This window comes from Salinisphaera shabanensis E1L3A (assembly GCF_000215955.2).
Taxonomy (GTDB): Bacteria; Pseudomonadota; Gammaproteobacteria; order Nevskiales; family Salinisphaeraceae; genus Salinisphaera; species Salinisphaera shabanensis.
The window spans coordinates 1-15,372 of the sequence record NZ_AFNV02000027.1 but is presented as its reverse complement, the minus strand read 5'-3'; the positions used below and the strand labels follow the sequence as shown (position 1 = coordinate 15,372).

Genomic DNA, 15,372 nt, shown 5'->3' with positions numbered 1-15,372 from the left:
AACCTAGACGTTGGCCGTAATAACGCGGTCGAACTGGCGTAGCCGTTCCACGACTTCCCGCTTTCCGGGCTTTTCGGCCAGCGCTTCTTCAGCCAAGGGCGCGATCGCGCTGGCGCCGGGCAGGGCGGCGTTCTGTTCGATGAGCGTGCGCATGCGTGGAATAAAAACGAATTGCAGCCATTCGCTGAATGCCAGCGTGTCCGCACAAAACGGTGTGCGGCTGGCCATGGCAGCAGGCGCCGGTGCCTGAGCGTGCCAGAAATCGGCGGCGCGCATGCTCTGTTCGATCGAAAGAATCAGATCGGCCAGTTCGTGCAGCTGTGTCAGGTTATTCGTCATAGGCGTTCGTTCGCATGCGTATGAATTACGCGCTGTCTAGAAGGGCCACCACCAGGGGCTTGGATTCTCGAGATCGACTCGACAACCTTGCAGCTGGCTGGCGTATCGATCGGCACGTGCGTTGACCTTGCCCGCGGTACGCTGCAGCCAGGGTTTGCGCCGATAGCTGCCGCGCTTATAACCGGTCTGGCCTTCGTGGTAGGCCAGATACTGGCTGTATGCGTCCCATTTCGAAATGCCGAGCATGGCGTTGCTTTTGGCGACATACCACCCGACGAAGTCGGTGGCGTCGTCGAAATCGTCGCGATCTGCCCAACCATTGCCGCTGTCGGTCTTGTACCAGTCCCAGGTGCTATTGAGTGCCTGGGTATAGCCGTAGGCCGAGGTGATATGGGTCCACGGAATGAACCAGAGCAGGCGCTTGCGGGGCGGGCGCGCATCACCGACGAAACGGGATTCCTGATAGATGATCGCCATCTGCACATGAATCGGCGCGCCCCAACGGTCGAAGGCCGCATCGGCCGCATCGAACCAGCCGTTCTTTTCGTAGAAAATATCGCAGACATTACCGGTCGCGCGCGGCGGTGCGGTCACGCAGCCGCTAAGAACGGCTGCGAGGCAGATCAGAACAATACGATGCATGGCGAAATCGTAGCAGAGGCGAAAGAGCTGGAGGCGTGTCGCGCAGTGGCGCGAGGCTACTCGTTGCCGCAAACAAGCGAGCTTGCACTTTGCGACGAGCGCGCGACGACAGTCTATTGTTCCCTGCGTGGGATGTTCATGTCGAGCGCGCGTGCTTGCACGGGCGCGAAGCCGTTGCCCGCTCGTCAAATGCGAGTCGACGGCTGGCGTCCGATACCGCGACGAGCGCGTTAGCCCTAAGACCTCGGCGCTCGCGAAAGGTATAATGCGCCGCCCGGCGCTATATGCGGTGGCGATACCATCGCTACCATATATATAAAAGTTATAAGAAAAGAAAAACACAGACGTTTTAAGATAGATCGTAGCCCGCTAACCTGCGCGGCGCAGGCTGTCGGTCTGACGAACCCACCATTTGCGGATTGTTGATGAAGGCCACTCCCATTCAAGAACACACCAGCCCGCTCAACGCCCAGCAGGCCCAGCAGCTGACGTCGTTGATCGAGACGCTTACGCCGATGCAGGTGACCTGGATCAGCGGTTATCTGTCGGGTATCAATGCCTCGGCAGCTACGGGTGAAGTCGCCGCGCCGCAGCAGAGCATGCCGGCCGCTCAGGGTGATGCCAGTGAGCCGCTCACGATTCTGTATGGTTCGCAAACGGGCAATGCCGAAGATATCGCCGAAACCTTGCGCGAGCGCGCCGAGGCGGCGGGGCTGAATGCCACCGTCTACGACATGCTCGACTACAAGCCCAAGGATCTCAAGAAAGAGAAAAACGTCATCGTGTGTGTTTCCACGCACGGCGAGGGCGATCCGCCGGATAATGCCGAAGAATTGCACGCGTTTATTTATGGCAAGAAGGCGCCGAAGCTGGATGGCCTGAAATTCTCTGTGCTCGCTTTTGGTGATACCAGCTACGAGCATTTCTGCCAGACCGGCAAGGACTTCGACGCGCAGCTCGAAAAGCTCGGCGGTAAACGTCTGACCGATCGTGTCGATCTGGATGTGGACTTCGACGAGGCGGCCGAAGCCTGGATCGAAACCGTCGTCGATAAGTACAAGGACGAGTTGGGTGGCGGCGATACAGGGCACCCGACCGTAACCGCGATGCCCAGCGCGGGCGGGGCTGCTGCGTCTGCAGGCGAAACCTATTCGCGCAAGAACCCCTATCCGGCTGAAGTGCTCGAAAACGTCGTGCTCAACGGCCGCGGTTCCGACAAGGAAGTCCATCATATCGAGATGGATACCGAAGAGTCCGGTCTCGTCTGGGAGCCGGGCGACTCGCTGGGCATCATCCCCGAAAATGATCCGGCCGTGGTCGAAGAGTTGATTGCTGCCCTTGGCTTATCGCCTGAAGAGCAAGTCACCGGCATCGATGGTGAAGTGACTTTGCAGCACGCGCTGACGCATCAGTACGAAATCACAACGCTTACGCGGCCGTTGATCGAGAAATACGCGGTCCAGGCCCAGAACGAATCGCTCGATGCATTGCTGGCCGAAGATCAGCGCGAAGTGCTTGCCGAGTACATGCATGGCCGATTCATTATCGACCTGGTGGAGGACTACCCGATCGAGGGTATTACCGGTCAGGATTTCGTGCGTCTGCTGCGTAAACTGCCGCCGCGGTTGTATTCCATCGCCTCCAGCCATGCGGCGAATCCGGACGAGATTCATCTCACCGTAGCGGCGGTGCGTTATGAAAGTGTCGGTCGTGCGCGTAACGGCGTAGCATCGATTCAGCTGGCCGATCGCAGCGAAGACGTCCAGTTGCCGATCTATATCGACCACAACAAGAACTTCAAGCTGCCGGACAACAACGACGCGCCCATCATCATGATCGGGCCGGGCACCGGCGTGGCGCCGTTTCGCGCCTTCATGGAAGAGCGTGAAGAGCGCGAGGCCGGTGGCGATAACTGGTTGTTCTTTGGCGCTCAGCACTTCCTTACCGATTTCTACTACCAGACCGACTGGTTGCGCTGGCGCAAGGAAGGCCTGCTTACGCGCATGGACGTAGCGTTCTCGCGCGACCAGGAAGAAAAAGTCTACGTACAAGACAAGATCCGGGCCGCTGGCAAGGACGTATTCGATTGGATCGAGCACGGCGCGACGGTGTATGTCTGTGGCGATGCCAATGCCATGGCCCATGACGTACACGAAGCGCTGCTTGAGTTGATCGGCGAAAACGCCAATCTCGATGCCGAAGGCGCTGCCGACTATCTCAAGAAATTACAGAAAGAAAAGCGCTATCAGCGCGACGTCTATTAAGCCGGGGCCGCGTACGCCGCGTTTCATCAAGCCCCGCTTTACCGACACCACCGATTTCGAGCCTCATCATGAGCGATAAAGAACTTTCTCCGGTCGAACACATCAAGATCGCCAGCAATTATTTGCGTGGCACTATTGCCGATGGCCTGGCGGACGAACTCACGGGTTCGATCGCCGAAGACGATACCCAGCTGACCAAGTTCTACGGCTTCTATCAGCAGGACGATCGCGATCTGCGATCCGAGCGCAAGGCCTCCAAGCTGGAACCGCACTACCAGTTCATGCTGCGTTTGCGTCTGCCGGCCGGCGTGGTCACCGGTGAACAATGGCTCAAGATCGACGATCTGGCCCATCGGTACGCCAATGGCACGCTGCGCCTGACCACGCGTCAGACCTTTCAATACCACGGCGTGCTCAAGAAGCACCTGCGCCCGCTGTTGCAGGATGCCTACCAGGTCGGCATTGATGCGCGTGGCGCCTGTGGCGACGTCAACCGCAACGTCATGGCGACCGCCAATCCGGATCTGTCGGCTCTACATCGCGAAGTGCACGACTGGTCGATCAAGATCTCCGAGCATCTGGCGTGGAAATCGCGTGCCTATGAAGAGATATTTCTGCAGCAGCCGCCCCAGGGCGAAGACCACGAACCGATCTACGGCACCACCTATCTGCCGCGCAAGTTCAAGATCGCTATCGCCATTCCGCCGGAAAATGATGTCGACGTTTTCGCCAACGATATCGGACTGATCGCCATCGTCGAGAACGACACGCTGGTTGGTTTCAATATCGCTATCGGCGGTGGCATGGGCTCGACCCATGGCGACGAAGCCACCTATCCGCGCCTGGGTTCGGTGATCGGCTTCGCCACGCCCGAGAACACGCTCGAAGCGGTTGAGGAGCTGGTCAAGATCCAGCGCGATCACGGCGACCGCTCGAACCGCAAGCATGCCCGGTTCAAGTACACGATCGACGACCATGGTCTGGGCTGGATTCACGAGCAGCTCGACGAGCGTGCAGGCATCAAGCTCAAGCCGGCACGCGAATACAAGTTCGAGCGCAATGGCGATCCGTTGGGCTGGGCCGAGGGCGACAACGGCAACTGGCACCTGACCCTGTTCATCGAGAACGGCCGTATTGCCGATTTCGACGACAATGGCACGGCGCATTACGGCCAGTACCATGGCCCGGCCGGCTACAAGCTCATGACCGGCCTGCGCGAACTCGCCAAGATTCATAGCGGCGAGTTCCGGCTCACCGGCAACCACAATGTGATCGTGGCCAACGTCAAACCCGAGGACAAAGCCAAGGTCGAGGCACTGGTCGAACATTACGGGCTCGACGACGGTCACAAATACTCGACGCTGCGTCATTCGGCGATGGCCTGTGTGGCCTTCCCGACCTGCGCGCTGGCCATGGCCGAATCCGAGCGCTACCTGCCGGAACTGGTCACCAAGATCGAAAAGATCGTGACCGATGCCGGTATCAAGGACCAGCCGATCGTCATTCGTATGACCGGTTGCCCGAACGGCTGTGCCCGTCCTTTCCTGGGCGAGATCGGTTTCGTCGGCAAGGCGCCCGGCAAATACAACCTGTATCTCGGCGCCGGCTTCGACGGCGCACGTCTGAACAAGCTCTATCGCGAGAATATCGACGAACAGGAGATCCTGGCGGAGCTCACGCCGATCATCGAACAGTACGCCGCCGAGCGAGAAGCAGGCGAACCGTTCGGTGATTTCGTCATTCGGGCCGGTATTATTGCCGAAACCACCGAAGGACGATTCTTCCATGAAAACGTCGGCTCTCCTGAAGCGGCCTGATCGAAACCGTATACTCGGTGCGCGGCGATTCCTCGCGCCGGCGCTGGTCCTGCTGCTGTGTATGCCGGTGGCGCTCGCGCAGAGCGGAACGCCGGCGGCAGGGCATGCCAATATGTCCCGCACGCCATCCGCGCAGCAGGACAAGGATGATGTGATCCGCGAGCTGATCGCGCTCACTGACGCCGAGCAACTGGAAGCGATCTTTTCGCGCCAGTTTATCGATCGGGTTGCCAACGCCGTGGCGTTGTTCCGCCCGGATATGGATCCGGCCACGATGCGCGTGATCCGGCAGGAAGCCACGTCAGTGATACGCGAACGCATTGAGTCGGGCGATGCGCTCTATTCCGTGCTCTACCCGGTGTACGAAAAGCACTTCAATATCTTCGAGCTCAACCAGCTGGTCGAGTTTTATGAGTCGCCGGTAGGCCAGAAGCTGGTGCGGGTATCGCCCGAGCTGCTCACCGAATCGCTCGCGCTTGGCCGCGAATGGGGGCTGTCGCTCGTGCCGGAGATCATGGAGCGCGTGCAGTCGCGTCTGGCCGAGTAGTCCTCGGCGCGCACCCGTTTAGAGCAAATGGCTTGCCACGAGCGCGCGCCGTACCGTTTCACGTTCGTCGGTAGCCAGCGGTTGTAGTGGTGTCGGCATGACGGGCGCCGCGCGCCCGGTCAGTGCGATGGCCTCATGAGCCACGCGATAGCTTGCATAGGCTCGACACACATCCCAAAGCGGTTGCATCCGGGCATGGCACGAACGTGCGGTCACGTAATCGGCCTGCTTGATTGCCCGCATGAGTCGACAGAACGCGCTGGGGAATACGCCCGCCATGACCGAATACCAGCTGCGGGCACCCGCGGCCAGCACACCCAAGGCCAGCTCGTCGCCGCTGTATCCGATCTGCAGGCGCTCGCCGAACCGCTTTTCCAGGGTCAGGTGAGCCGCCTCTGCATCACGTGACGGTGCCGGTTGCTTTAACGCGGCAATCGACGGGTGTTCGGCCAGCCGTGCGAGCAATGCCGCGCTGAAGTCGAACTGGGTCGTACCGGGATTGTTGTAGATGCAGATCGGGCGATCTACGGCATCGGCCACCGTCAGGAAAAGGCGCTCGACCTCCACCTCGCGCAGCGGGATATAGGAAACCGGCGCCAGGAGCAGGCCGTCTGCCCCGAGCGCGCATGCCTGTTGCGCGTGATAGTTCACGTCGAGCTGGGCCAGTGCGCCGATGCCCGCAATAACAGGTAGGCGCCCATCCGCATGCGCGACGGCCGTTTCGATGACACGTTCGCGCTGCGCGGCATGCAGATACGCATAAGAGCCGGTGCTGCCCAATACGCCGATGGCATCGACGCCAGACTGTACGAGCGGCTCGAGAATCGCCCCGAATGCGTCCGTATCGACCCGACCGGCGCGATCCAGAGGCGTGATGGGAAAAGCGATAAGCCCGTTGAAAATACTTGCGTTGCGAGCGGTATGAGTCCCATCGTGATTCGGCGTATTCATGTGTGGGCCTCGTTCAACAGGCTCATTCATTCAGACGGTCAGCCCGGCTGACTGTCCCAGCGACCGACGCCCATGAAGATCAGGCGTAGCTGTTTTTCGGCGCGTAGCATCAGCGCATCGTCTTCGGCGTTGTCCGGGTCGACGTCGAGAATGCGCTCGGACAGGGTGATCACCGTATTGACGACAAGGTCGGAGATCACGCGCAGGTCGTTTTGAGAAATATGCGAAAACTCGTCGAAGCGTGCCAGATCGGCGGCGAGCGCGTTGGTGACCAGGACAATTTCGTTATGGATCGCCTCACGCATAGCTACCGTGCCGGCAAACCGCTCCTTGACCACGAACTGGAAAAGCAGCTGGTTATCGCGCACGTAGTGGGCGAACAGTTCCACGGAGTAACGCACCAGCCCCTTGAGTGGCATGGAGGAGAGCGCTGCATCACGGAGAATCGCGCGTAGCGAACGGAACGTATCCTCGATCAGCGTCAGCCCCAGGGCGTCGAGATCCTCGAAATGTCGATAAAAGGCAGTGGGCACCACGCCGGCCTGGCGGGCGATCCGGCGTAGCGAAATCGCCGAGAAGTTCGCCTCGCTGGCCACCAGTTCCAGCGCAGCCTGCATGAGCGCTTCGCGTGCTTCACCACGACGCGGTGCGCCGCGCGGGCGCGACGACGGCTTGTTCGCGTCGCGGCTCATGATTGTCGACGGTGCGGACATAAAAGCGTTACAGGCATGGGTAGCGACCTTAGCCGCTTGTGACCCGCTTGAAAACAGCGGCTTGATATTGGCGCGGTGTCTTCGAAAAGCTCGTTGTGAACAAGTGTTGACTTACGCCTCGCGATCAACCTAAAGTGTACACGTGTTCACATTCATGAGGAAGCGTCGATGAACCCGGTCATGAAGAAAGTCCTCGGCAGTTCGGTGGTCAGCGCACTGACCAGTCCGCTGTCCGTTGACGACTATCTGGCACTCATCGATGGCCGTCTTTCGCTCTCCGAGCCGCGTGGCCGGGTGACGCATGCCGTGCGCCAGACACCGGACAGCGTGACGCTCGTCATCGAGCCGAACGACAACTGGCAAGGGCATCGTCCTGGCCAGCACGTATTGCTGGGCGTTGACCTTGACGGCGTGCGTCATAGCCGGTGTTTTTCGGTTGCGAGTGCGCCAAACGAGAAGAGCCTCGAGATCACGGTCAAGCGCAACGGCGACGGCCGTGTAAGCAACTATCTGGTCGATCGGGCGCAACGTGGCCAGCTGGTCTATTTGAGCCCTGCCGAGGGTGAGTTCTATCCCGAGGCAAAAACGGCAGCGCGCGCTTTGTTACTCAGCGCGGGTAGTGGCATCACACCGGTAATGAGCGTGTTGCGCCATTGGATTACGCGTGGCGAGCTGCACGATGTGGTGTTCATCCACTATGCGCGCACACAAGCCGACATGATTTATGCCGCTGAACTGCAAGACCTGGCCCGGCGCCATGGCGGGCTGCGGGTCGAAACCGTATTCACCGCCGATGGCGGCGAGCGCATCAGCGAGGCGTCACTGATGCGGCTCGTGCCCGATCTGGGCGAACGCGAGACCTGGCTGTGTGGCCCGGCTGGCTTCATGGACATGGCCGAACCGCTGGTGACAGCTCACAGCAGTGCGCCGCTGCATCGTGAACAGTTCGCCGCGACCCGTCGCGACTCAGCCCAGGGCGAGGGTGCCGTGCAGTTTCTCAAGAGCGATATCGCTGCTTCGGGCGAAAGTGGTTCGCTGCTCGAAGTCGCCGAGGGCGCCGGATTGAAGCCGAATTACGGCTGCCGCATGGGCATCTGTCATGCCTGCAAGTGCCGTGTGGCCGAAGGCAGTGTGCGCGATCTGCGCACCAATCGGGTTCGTGAAGTACGCGATACCGACATCCAACTATGTATCCACGCCGCCGCCGGCGACGTGGCCGTCGAACTCTAATATCCGTTCGACCCGATTTCTACGATTCTTACGACCGACGCCTGTGCGTCATGGAGTAGAACATGAGTAAACCAACCCATTTGAGCAAGGCCGATATCGAAGCCTTCGGCCGCGAAATCGATGCCGTTCGTGATGAGGTGAAGAACGACCTCGGCGAGCGCGATGCGCGTTATATCCGCAGCATTCTCAAGACCCAGCGTTATAGCGAAGTCGCTGGCCGCGCGCTGCTGATGGCGGGCTTTTTGCCGCCCGCATGGCTGAGCGGCGTCGGGCTGTTGTCGTTGTCCAAGATCCTCGAGAACATGGAGATCGGGCATAACGTCATGCACGGTCAGTGGGACTGGATGAACGATCCGGCCATCGACTCGGCGACCTACGATTGGGACAACACCTGCCCGGCGCACCAGTGGAAGCATTCGCACAACTACATGCACCACACGTTCACCAACATCGTCGATCTCGATCGCGATGTGGGTTACGGCATCCTGCGCATGAGTGAGGATCAGGCCTGGCGGCCGCAGCATTTGGCCCAGCCGTTGACCGCGGCCACGCTGGCAACATTTTTCCAGTGGGGCGTGGCGTTACACGACCTGGAAGTCGAGCGTCTGGGCAAGGACAAGACGCTCAAGGAAGCTGCCGTACAGGCGCGTGAGATCTGGGCCAAGGCACGTAAACAGGTGCTCAAGGACTATGTGCTGTTCCCCGCGTTGGCTGGGCCGATGTTCGCGCCAGTGCTGGCCGGTAACGTCACCGCCAATCTGAATCGTAACCTGTGGTCGTTTCTGATTATTTTCTGCGGGCATTTCACCGACGAAGTCGAGATGTTCGACGTCGAGGAAACGCGTGAGGAAACCCGTGGCCAGTGGTATCTGCGTCAGCTGTTGGGCTCGTCGAATCTGACCGGCAGCGTGCCGTTTCATATTCTTTCCGGCCACTTGAGCTATCAGATCGAGCACCATCTGTTCCCGGATATGCCCTCGCATCGCTATCGTGAAGTCGCGCCCAAGATCCAGGAAATCTGCGAACGCTACGGCCTGAACTACAACACCGGGCCGCTGACCAAGCAGTTCGGCGGGGTGGTCAAACGCATTCTGCGCATGTCGTTGCCTCATCGCCGCAAACGCAATACGCTCAAGCCTACGACATCCACGGATGCGCCGGTCTATGCTGAAGCTGCTTGAAACACTCAAGGATTCGGCCGAGTCGACGTTCGACTCGGCCGCTTCGCGCGTCGAAAACGTACATCGGCTGATCAGCGGCTATGTCGGTGGGCAAACGCGACGCGTGCGCGGCAAGAACAGGCGTAAGCCGGACGCGCCGGATGGGGCCTCGCCGTCTGCGGGCGAACGTAAGGATGCGAACATCTACGATGTGATCCGCGGTGTGAATCGCGAGATCGGTGAGTTCGGTACCGACGTGTTCGAAATCATCGACGACGCCCGCGCGCGGCGCGAGATCGACAAGAATGACCCGCCGAAGGATCCCGACCACAAGTCCTGATTTCAGACGCAGCCACGAAGATCGATCGACCGTGGCCCGCCGTCTCACGAACGTCTGCCAAGCCTTATGCCTGCCCAACGCGGGCTAACCCGGCCTGGGTTCGGGCGTGGATAAACGTTAGGTTCGCTGCCTCGTGTACGAACGCGTAAAATCGCCACGCGAACGATAGCCGAGTGAGGGCCGAATGGCGGTACCGGTGTTTACACGTCGATGTATGGCCATAAGGCTTTTTCAGCTGTTGCTGTGCGTTATTGCGATGCACCTGTCGCTGACGCCGGCCGTGGCCCAGGTCGGCTCCCAACGGGAAAGCCTTGACGAGCGAATTGCGGATTTGCGCAGCCGTGCGGATGCGGTGCCGGCACCCGAGAATATGGATTCCGCTCTGCGTGAGCAGGTCGTTTCAACCTATCGTCAGGCGATCTCGTCGCTGGAGACCGCGCGTAATGCGCGTGAAGATACCCGCAAGCTGCGCACGCAGGCCAATGAGGCGCCGGCTCTGATACGCGAGTTGACCGATGAACTGCAGCAAATCGAGGCCGCGCCTTCGAGTGAGTCGCTTGGCGGGCTGCCGGCGAGTACGCTCTCGAGCCGGGTCGATGCCACCAGTTCGCGCATGGCCGACAACCAAGCGCGACTCACCGATCTGCGCGACCAACTCAATCACATGGCGCAGCGTCCGGATGCAGCACGTGCAGCGCTCGCCGATGCGCGCGAGTCGCTGCGATCGCTGGATAGCGAAAGTAGTGTGGCCGAGCGCGATCAGCCCAGCTTGCTGGTTGAAGCGAAAAACGCGGCGTTGTCGGCACGGCGCGAGGCGTTGACGGCCGAAATCGAGCGTCTCCAGCAGGAATTGAATAGCCAGGATGCGCGCCAGCGCGAGCTGGAAGCCCGGCGTGCGCTCGCCGAAGCCCGGCAGGCGCGTGACACCGAGTTGTTGGCGTCTTTGCAAATGGCCCTCGGCCAGAGCCAGAATCAGACTGCGATCGAACTGCGGTCGGCCAGCGAAAACAAACTCAGCGAGCTGCGCACCGCGGCCGAGCCAATTAGCGATACCGCGCAGCGCAATGTCGAACTGGCGGACCAGCTGACCCGGATCACGGCCCAGACCGAATCGCTGGCCAACGAGCAGGTACGCCAGCACACGCGTGTCGACGATCTTCAGCGACGCCTGAGTTTGGTCCAGCGTCAACTTGAAATCGGTGGCTCCTCCGTTGCACTCGGCGACGTATTGCGCGCCCAACGTCGTGATCTCGCGCGCCCCGGCTTGCTGTCAACGCGTAGTCGCAGTACTAGCGATACCGCACAGCCGGAGATTGCATCGGCCGAGCTGCAGCGTTTCCAGCTGCAGCAGCAGCGTACCGATCTCGAAGATATCGATCGTCGCGTGGCGGAGATCGTGGCCGAGAGCCCCGAACTCGACGATGGCCAGAAAAGCTCGCTTGCCGGTCTGCTGCGGCATCGCCGAAAGGTTCTCGATCTGCTGATCAGCGCGGAAGGCCGCTATATCGAGATCGGCCGCGACCTGATCAGATTATCCACGGAATACAAGCAGACCGTGGATTCCTTCAATCGACTACTGGACGAACGCCTGTTCTGGCTGCCCTCGTTCGGGACCATGGGGTTCGACTGGTTCGCGCGCACCGCCCAGCATCTGCCCTGGGCCTTCAACTGGTCGTCGTGGACCCGCGCCCTGGAGCGACTGGTCGATGGCGCCCGGTCGCGACCATTCGTTACGGCTGTTGGCTTGGCGTTTATAGCGGTGTTGCTGCTGGTGCGGCGTCCGCTACGTGGTCGTCTGCGTCGTCTGGCCGAACCCGTCGGCAAGGTGCAGCACGATACGTTCTGGGTCACGCTGCGAGCCGCGCTGGTAACGGTTTTGCTGTTCATACCGCCGGTTGCCACGCTGCTGCTGGCCGGCTATCTCGTGCGTACGCCCGCCGGTGCCGATGTATTTACCAATGCAGTATCGGCGGTCTTTATTCAAGCGGCGATACTGGTGCTCTTCCTTGAGCCGTTCGCGCAGGTGTGTCGTAAGTACGGACTTGCAGAAAGCCATTTTCAATGGCCGGAAGAAGCCCGTCACGGCCTCTACCGGATGCTGCGATGGCTGCTCGCGATGCTGGTCATTCCAACCGTGTTGGTGACGTTTACCGAAGCGTTCGACGACGACAGCAAGCGCGAGACCATCGGCCGCGGCGCATTCATGTTGAGTTTGCTCTTTATCGCCGTATTTTCCTGGCGCCTGCTTCACCCCACACGCGGCGAACTCGCCGGGGTGATCAATCCGGAGGAGGGCTCGGCCTGGCGGCTGGGTTATCTTTGGCTGCCGATAGCGGTCGGCGTGCCATTGCTGTTGTTCGGCCTGGCCGGTATGGGCTACTACTACACCGCGTTGCAACTGCAGAGCCGGTTCTTCTATTCCGCGGGTTTGTTGGGCGGCGGCTTCGTGTTGTATGCGTTGATCGTACGCTGGCTCACGGTAGCCGAACGGCGTCTTGCACTGACCCGTGCATTGCGCAAGCGTGAGGAGGCGCGTGAAGCCCGCGCGACGCGCGATGCTGCGGCCGCCGCCGGCGAAAGCACACCCGAAAATCTCGATACGCTGGAAATCGATCTCGTTCAGATCAGCGAGCAGACCCGTGGCCTGGTCAAGGTCGTGATCGCACTGCTCTCCGTGGCAGGGCTTTGGGTCATCTGGTCGGACACGCTGCCGGCGCTACAGCTGCTGGACAACGTCACGCTCTGGCAATATGCCAACGAAGTCGACGGTCGGACCCAGTTGACGCAAGTCACGCTGGGCGCCTTGCTGTTGGCAATGGCGCTGGGCGTGGTGACGGCGCTGGCCGGGCGCAATTTGCCGGGTTTTCTGGAAATTACCGTACTGCGGCGTTTTTCCATGGATGCCGGCAGCCGCTATGCCATGGCGACGTTGTTTCAGTACGCGATTGTCATCATGGGCATGCTGGGCGCGGTCGCGTTGATCGGTTTTCGGTGGTCCTCGATTCAGTGGCTGGTCGCAGCCGTCGGTGTGGGTCTCGGTTTCGGTCTGCAGGAGATCTTCGCGAATTTCGTCTCCGGTATCGTCATCCTGTTCGAGCGTCCGGTACGCGTGGGCGATACGGTCACGGTCGGCACGCTTACCGGTACGGTCTCGCGTATACGGATTCGTGCCACCACGGTCACGGACTGGGACAACAAGGAAGTGGTGATTCCGAACAAGACGTTCATTACCGAGACGGTAATCAACTGGACGCTGACCGACGACATAACGCGTCTGATCCTGCGCGTGCATCTGGCTCTGGATACCGATACCGAGCTCGCCGAAAAACTGATCATGGATGTCATCAAGGACGATCCGGTGGCGCTAGAGCAGCCGGCGCCGACCGTGTTCTTTGTCGGCTACGATGCCAGCGCGCTGATCTACGAGGCGCGTATCTTCTACCACGATCTCTACAATCTGCTGCCGTTGCAGCATGCGATATACAAGGGAATGCACGCCGCGTTCCGCGCCAACGATGTGGTCGTATCGTTCCCGCAGCAGGATCTGCATCTGCGCTCGGTCGACAATTCCTTTGCGAAGGTTTTCAGAGGCTCGCCAGGGCAGGACGAGGCAACGCGCAGTGATGATGATTCAGCGCCGACGCCGGCCGGTCGCTAAAGCGAGGACTGCGTACGCAGCTCAGGCGCTGTCGTCATCCGCATAGAGTTGGCGTGGCAGGGCCTCGGGATAGTAGGCATACAGCCAGGTTTCGGTGATCTGACGGGCGCCATGGCGCAGCGCCGCCTGTAATTCGACCGGCGTATCGTTGGGCGGCAACTCACCTTTCCAGTCGAAGAACACACGCCAGCGCCCGGTTTTTTCAACGTACCGAACATAAGGGTTATCGATCTTGCCGTGGCTCGCATGCACCTGCGGCTCGGGCGCGTTATCTTTGTCCAGGCTGTCGAGGGCATGACCGGCAAAATCGATAACGAATTTGCGTGCGAGCACCGATTGATCTTCATAGGTCCCCGGCGCGCCGGCGCGGCCGGTACGTGTGGCCATGACCCGAGCCAGTTGCGGCGGATCGGGCTGATCCGCCCCCCAGTGCAGGCGATAGTCGAATTGCCACTCGTTGCCCGAAGCAGTCTTGCCGGCCGGCACCCAGAAGACGTTGATATTGTCGTAAACCTCTTCGTCGGTGGGTAGTTCAAGTAGGCCAACATGGCCGCTTCCCCAATTACCGCGCGGCTCGACCCAGAGACTGGGCCGGTTCTCGAAGCCGACCTCCGGATCCTGATAATGATCGAACACACGATCGCGCTGGAGCAGGCCGAAACCCTTCGGGTTCTTGTCCTGGAACGCGCTGTATTGCGTACGCGGCGGATTCACCAATGCCCGCCAGAGCCGCTGGTCCTGGCCGGTGGTCATGGCCAGGCCGTCGCTGTCGTGTATTTCGGGCCGCCAGTCGACGCCGCGACGCGCATTCGTCTCGGAAAACCAGAACATGCTGGTCAAAGGTGCAATGCCAAGGCGCTGTACATCGTTGCGCTGGAATAGGCGCGTCTCTATATCGAGGATGATGTCATTGGGCCGGCTTAGTTTTATCCGATAGGCGCCGGTGACATGCTGGCCTTCGAGCAACGCACAGATCGTAATCGTCGCGGCGTCGGGCTCGGGTTTGATCAACCAGTATTGGGTGAAGTTGGGAAACGCCTCATCGGCGCCGTAGCCGGTATCGATCGCCACGCCGCGTGCAGAAAGCCCATACTGATCGAGACCGCCCGGGCTGCGGAAATAGCTCGCGCCCTTGAAAGCCAGCCATTCGCGTGCGGGGTCGCCGCGCCCGAGCATGCGAAAACCGGAAAAGCCCAGGTCGGCCGGCAAGCGTTTTGCAAGCGCGGGGTCGTCGTAACGAAACAGATCGCCATTGTATTGAATCCGCCGGCTGCGGCCGGATTCGACGACATGAATCGCAATAGGGGCTCTAGCGTTCTGATCCAGATGAAAGAATTCGACGGTGACCGGCGTAGCCGCATCGGCCCAGAGCGCGACTTCCTTGCGGGTATGGATGCCCATGAAGGCTTCGTAGCCGATTTCATCCAACAGTTCGGCGTAGCGCTCGTCGGGGGCGTGGTAAGGCTGATGCGACAGGGCTCGAGCATGTGCGACGAGTGTCTCGAAATCGAACGCTTCGCCGTCGCGCGGCAGCGCTGGGACGCTGCCCGTTGTAGCCCAGGCGGGCAAAAAAGAAACGCCTGCCAGTGCCGTAGTCGACACGAGCAGGCGTCTTCTGCCTAGATCGATTGTCATGCGCGAGTCGCTGCGCTCAGGTCCGGTACGATGGCCGCCCGGTATATCCTGAACTAGGTGTGATCTTTCAGTAGGT

12 protein-coding genes are annotated in these 15,372 nt (G+C 60.4%); 7 read left to right on the top strand and 5 right to left on the bottom strand.

Features of this window, described 5'->3' with window-relative positions:
- Window positions 1–3: 3 nt before the first annotated feature.
- Together SSPSH_RS15385 and SSPSH_RS15380 are read right to left on the bottom strand one after the other, a co-directional pair.
- The gene (locus tag SSPSH_RS15385; RefSeq protein ID WP_006913699.1) at window positions 4–339 is read right to left on the bottom strand and encodes a YqcC family protein; all 336 of its coding nucleotides are present in this window, start codon (window positions 337–339) and stop codon (window positions 4–6) included.
- A gap of 36 nt (window positions 340–375) precedes the next feature.
- Window positions 376–981, bottom strand: coding sequence for a transglycosylase SLT domain-containing protein (locus SSPSH_RS15380; protein ID WP_006913698.1), 606 nt, complete (start codon window positions 979–981; stop codon window positions 376–378).
- Between the two features lie 425 nt (window positions 982–1,406).
- Between SSPSH_RS15380 and SSPSH_RS15375 the strand changes: the two genes are divergently transcribed.
- The 3 genes from SSPSH_RS15375 to SSPSH_RS15365 all read left to right on the top strand — a co-directional run bounded on the left by SSPSH_RS15375 (window position 1,407) and on the right by SSPSH_RS15365 (window position 5,609).
- On the top strand, window positions 1,407–3,245 hold the full coding sequence (locus SSPSH_RS15375; protein WP_006913697.1) for an assimilatory sulfite reductase (NADPH) flavoprotein subunit: 1,839 nt from the start codon (window positions 1,407–1,409) through the stop codon (window positions 3,243–3,245).
- A gap of 68 nt (window positions 3,246–3,313) precedes the next feature.
- Window positions 3,314–5,062, top strand: a complete 1,749-nt coding sequence (gene cysI, locus SSPSH_RS15370) for an assimilatory sulfite reductase (NADPH) hemoprotein subunit (protein WP_006913696.1) — start codon at window positions 3,314–3,316, stop codon at window positions 5,060–5,062.
- Window positions 5,063–5,174: 112 nt separating this feature from the next.
- Window positions 5,175–5,609 (top strand): DUF2059 domain-containing protein, encoded by a 435-nt coding sequence (locus SSPSH_RS15365; RefSeq protein WP_161627849.1) that lies wholly within the window; start codon window positions 5,175–5,177, stop codon window positions 5,607–5,609.
- 18 nt (window positions 5,610–5,627) lie between these two features.
- Here the strand turns inward: SSPSH_RS15365 and SSPSH_RS15360 are convergent, their stop codons facing one another.
- Complete coding sequence (locus SSPSH_RS15360; RefSeq protein WP_006913694.1) at window positions 5,628–6,560, bottom strand: dihydrodipicolinate synthase family protein; 933 nt, start codon at window positions 6,558–6,560, stop codon at window positions 5,628–5,630.
- Window positions 6,561–6,598: 38 nt separating this feature from the next.
- Entirely contained in the window at window positions 6,599–7,252 is a 654-nt protein-coding gene (locus tag SSPSH_RS15355) for a TetR family transcriptional regulator (protein WP_021031861.1), read from the bottom strand.
- 189 nt (window positions 7,253–7,441) lie between these two features.
- On the opposite strand from SSPSH_RS15355, the gene SSPSH_RS15350 reads away from it, so the two are divergent.
- The 4 genes from SSPSH_RS15350 (at window position 7,442) to SSPSH_RS15335 (ending at window position 13,661) form a co-directional block, all read left to right on the top strand.
- A complete protein-coding gene (locus SSPSH_RS15350) occupies window positions 7,442–8,503 on the top strand; it encodes a ferredoxin reductase (protein WP_006913692.1) in 1,062 nt (353 codons plus the stop codon).
- 62 nt (window positions 8,504–8,565) lie between these two features.
- A complete protein-coding gene (locus SSPSH_RS15345) occupies window positions 8,566–9,684 on the top strand; it encodes a fatty acid desaturase family protein (protein ID WP_006913691.1) in 1,119 nt (372 codons plus the stop codon).
- Complete coding sequence (locus SSPSH_RS15340) at window positions 9,668–10,003, top strand: hypothetical protein (protein ID WP_006913690.1); 336 nt, start codon at window positions 9,668–9,670, stop codon at window positions 10,001–10,003. Before SSPSH_RS15345 ends, SSPSH_RS15340 begins: the two co-directional genes overlap by 17 nt.
- 214 nt (window positions 10,004–10,217) lie before the next feature.
- On the top strand, window positions 10,218–13,661 hold the full coding sequence (locus tag SSPSH_RS15335; protein ID WP_161627848.1) for a mechanosensitive ion channel domain-containing protein: 3,444 nt from the start codon (window positions 10,218–10,220) through the stop codon (window positions 13,659–13,661).
- A gap of 21 nt (window positions 13,662–13,682) precedes the next feature.
- Here SSPSH_RS15335 and SSPSH_RS15330 read toward each other — a convergent pair whose 3' ends face one another.
- Window positions 13,683–15,296, bottom strand: a complete 1,614-nt coding sequence (locus SSPSH_RS15330) for an OpgD/OpgG family glucan biosynthesis protein (protein ID WP_040608393.1) — start codon at window positions 15,294–15,296, stop codon at window positions 13,683–13,685.
- Between the last annotated feature and the right edge of the window lie 76 nt (window positions 15,297–15,372).

Coding starts and splice junctions, on each gene's coding strand:
- SSPSH_RS15385 (WP_006913699.1), bottom strand. CDS start 339: ATGACGAATAACCTGACACAGCTGCACGAACTGGCCGATCTGATTCTT.
- SSPSH_RS15380 (WP_006913698.1), bottom strand. CDS start 981: ATGCATCGTATTGTTCTGATCTGCCTCGCAGCCGTTCTTAGCGGCTGC.
- SSPSH_RS15375 (WP_006913697.1), top strand. CDS start 1,407: ATGAAGGCCACTCCCATTCAAGAACACACCAGCCCGCTCAACGCCCAG.
- cysI (WP_006913696.1), top strand. CDS start 3,314: ATGAGCGATAAAGAACTTTCTCCGGTCGAACACATCAAGATCGCCAGC.
- SSPSH_RS15365 (WP_161627849.1), top strand. CDS start 5,175: ATGTCCCGCACGCCATCCGCGCAGCAGGACAAGGATGATGTGATCCGC.
- SSPSH_RS15360 (WP_006913694.1), bottom strand. CDS start 6,560: ATGAATACGCCGAATCACGATGGGACTCATACCGCTCGCAACGCAAGT.
- SSPSH_RS15355 (WP_021031861.1), bottom strand. CDS start 7,252: ATGAGCCGCGACGCGAACAAGCCGTCGTCGCGCCCGCGCGGCGCACCG.
- SSPSH_RS15350 (WP_006913692.1), top strand. CDS start 7,442: ATGAACCCGGTCATGAAGAAAGTCCTCGGCAGTTCGGTGGTCAGCGCA.
- SSPSH_RS15345 (WP_006913691.1), top strand. CDS start 8,566: ATGAGTAAACCAACCCATTTGAGCAAGGCCGATATCGAAGCCTTCGGC.
- SSPSH_RS15340 (WP_006913690.1), top strand. CDS start 9,668: ATGCTGAAGCTGCTTGAAACACTCAAGGATTCGGCCGAGTCGACGTTC.
- SSPSH_RS15335 (WP_161627848.1), top strand. CDS start 10,218: ATGGCCATAAGGCTTTTTCAGCTGTTGCTGTGCGTTATTGCGATGCAC.
- SSPSH_RS15330 (WP_040608393.1), bottom strand. CDS start 15,296: ATGACAATCGATCTAGGCAGAAGACGCCTGCTCGTGTCGACTACGGCA.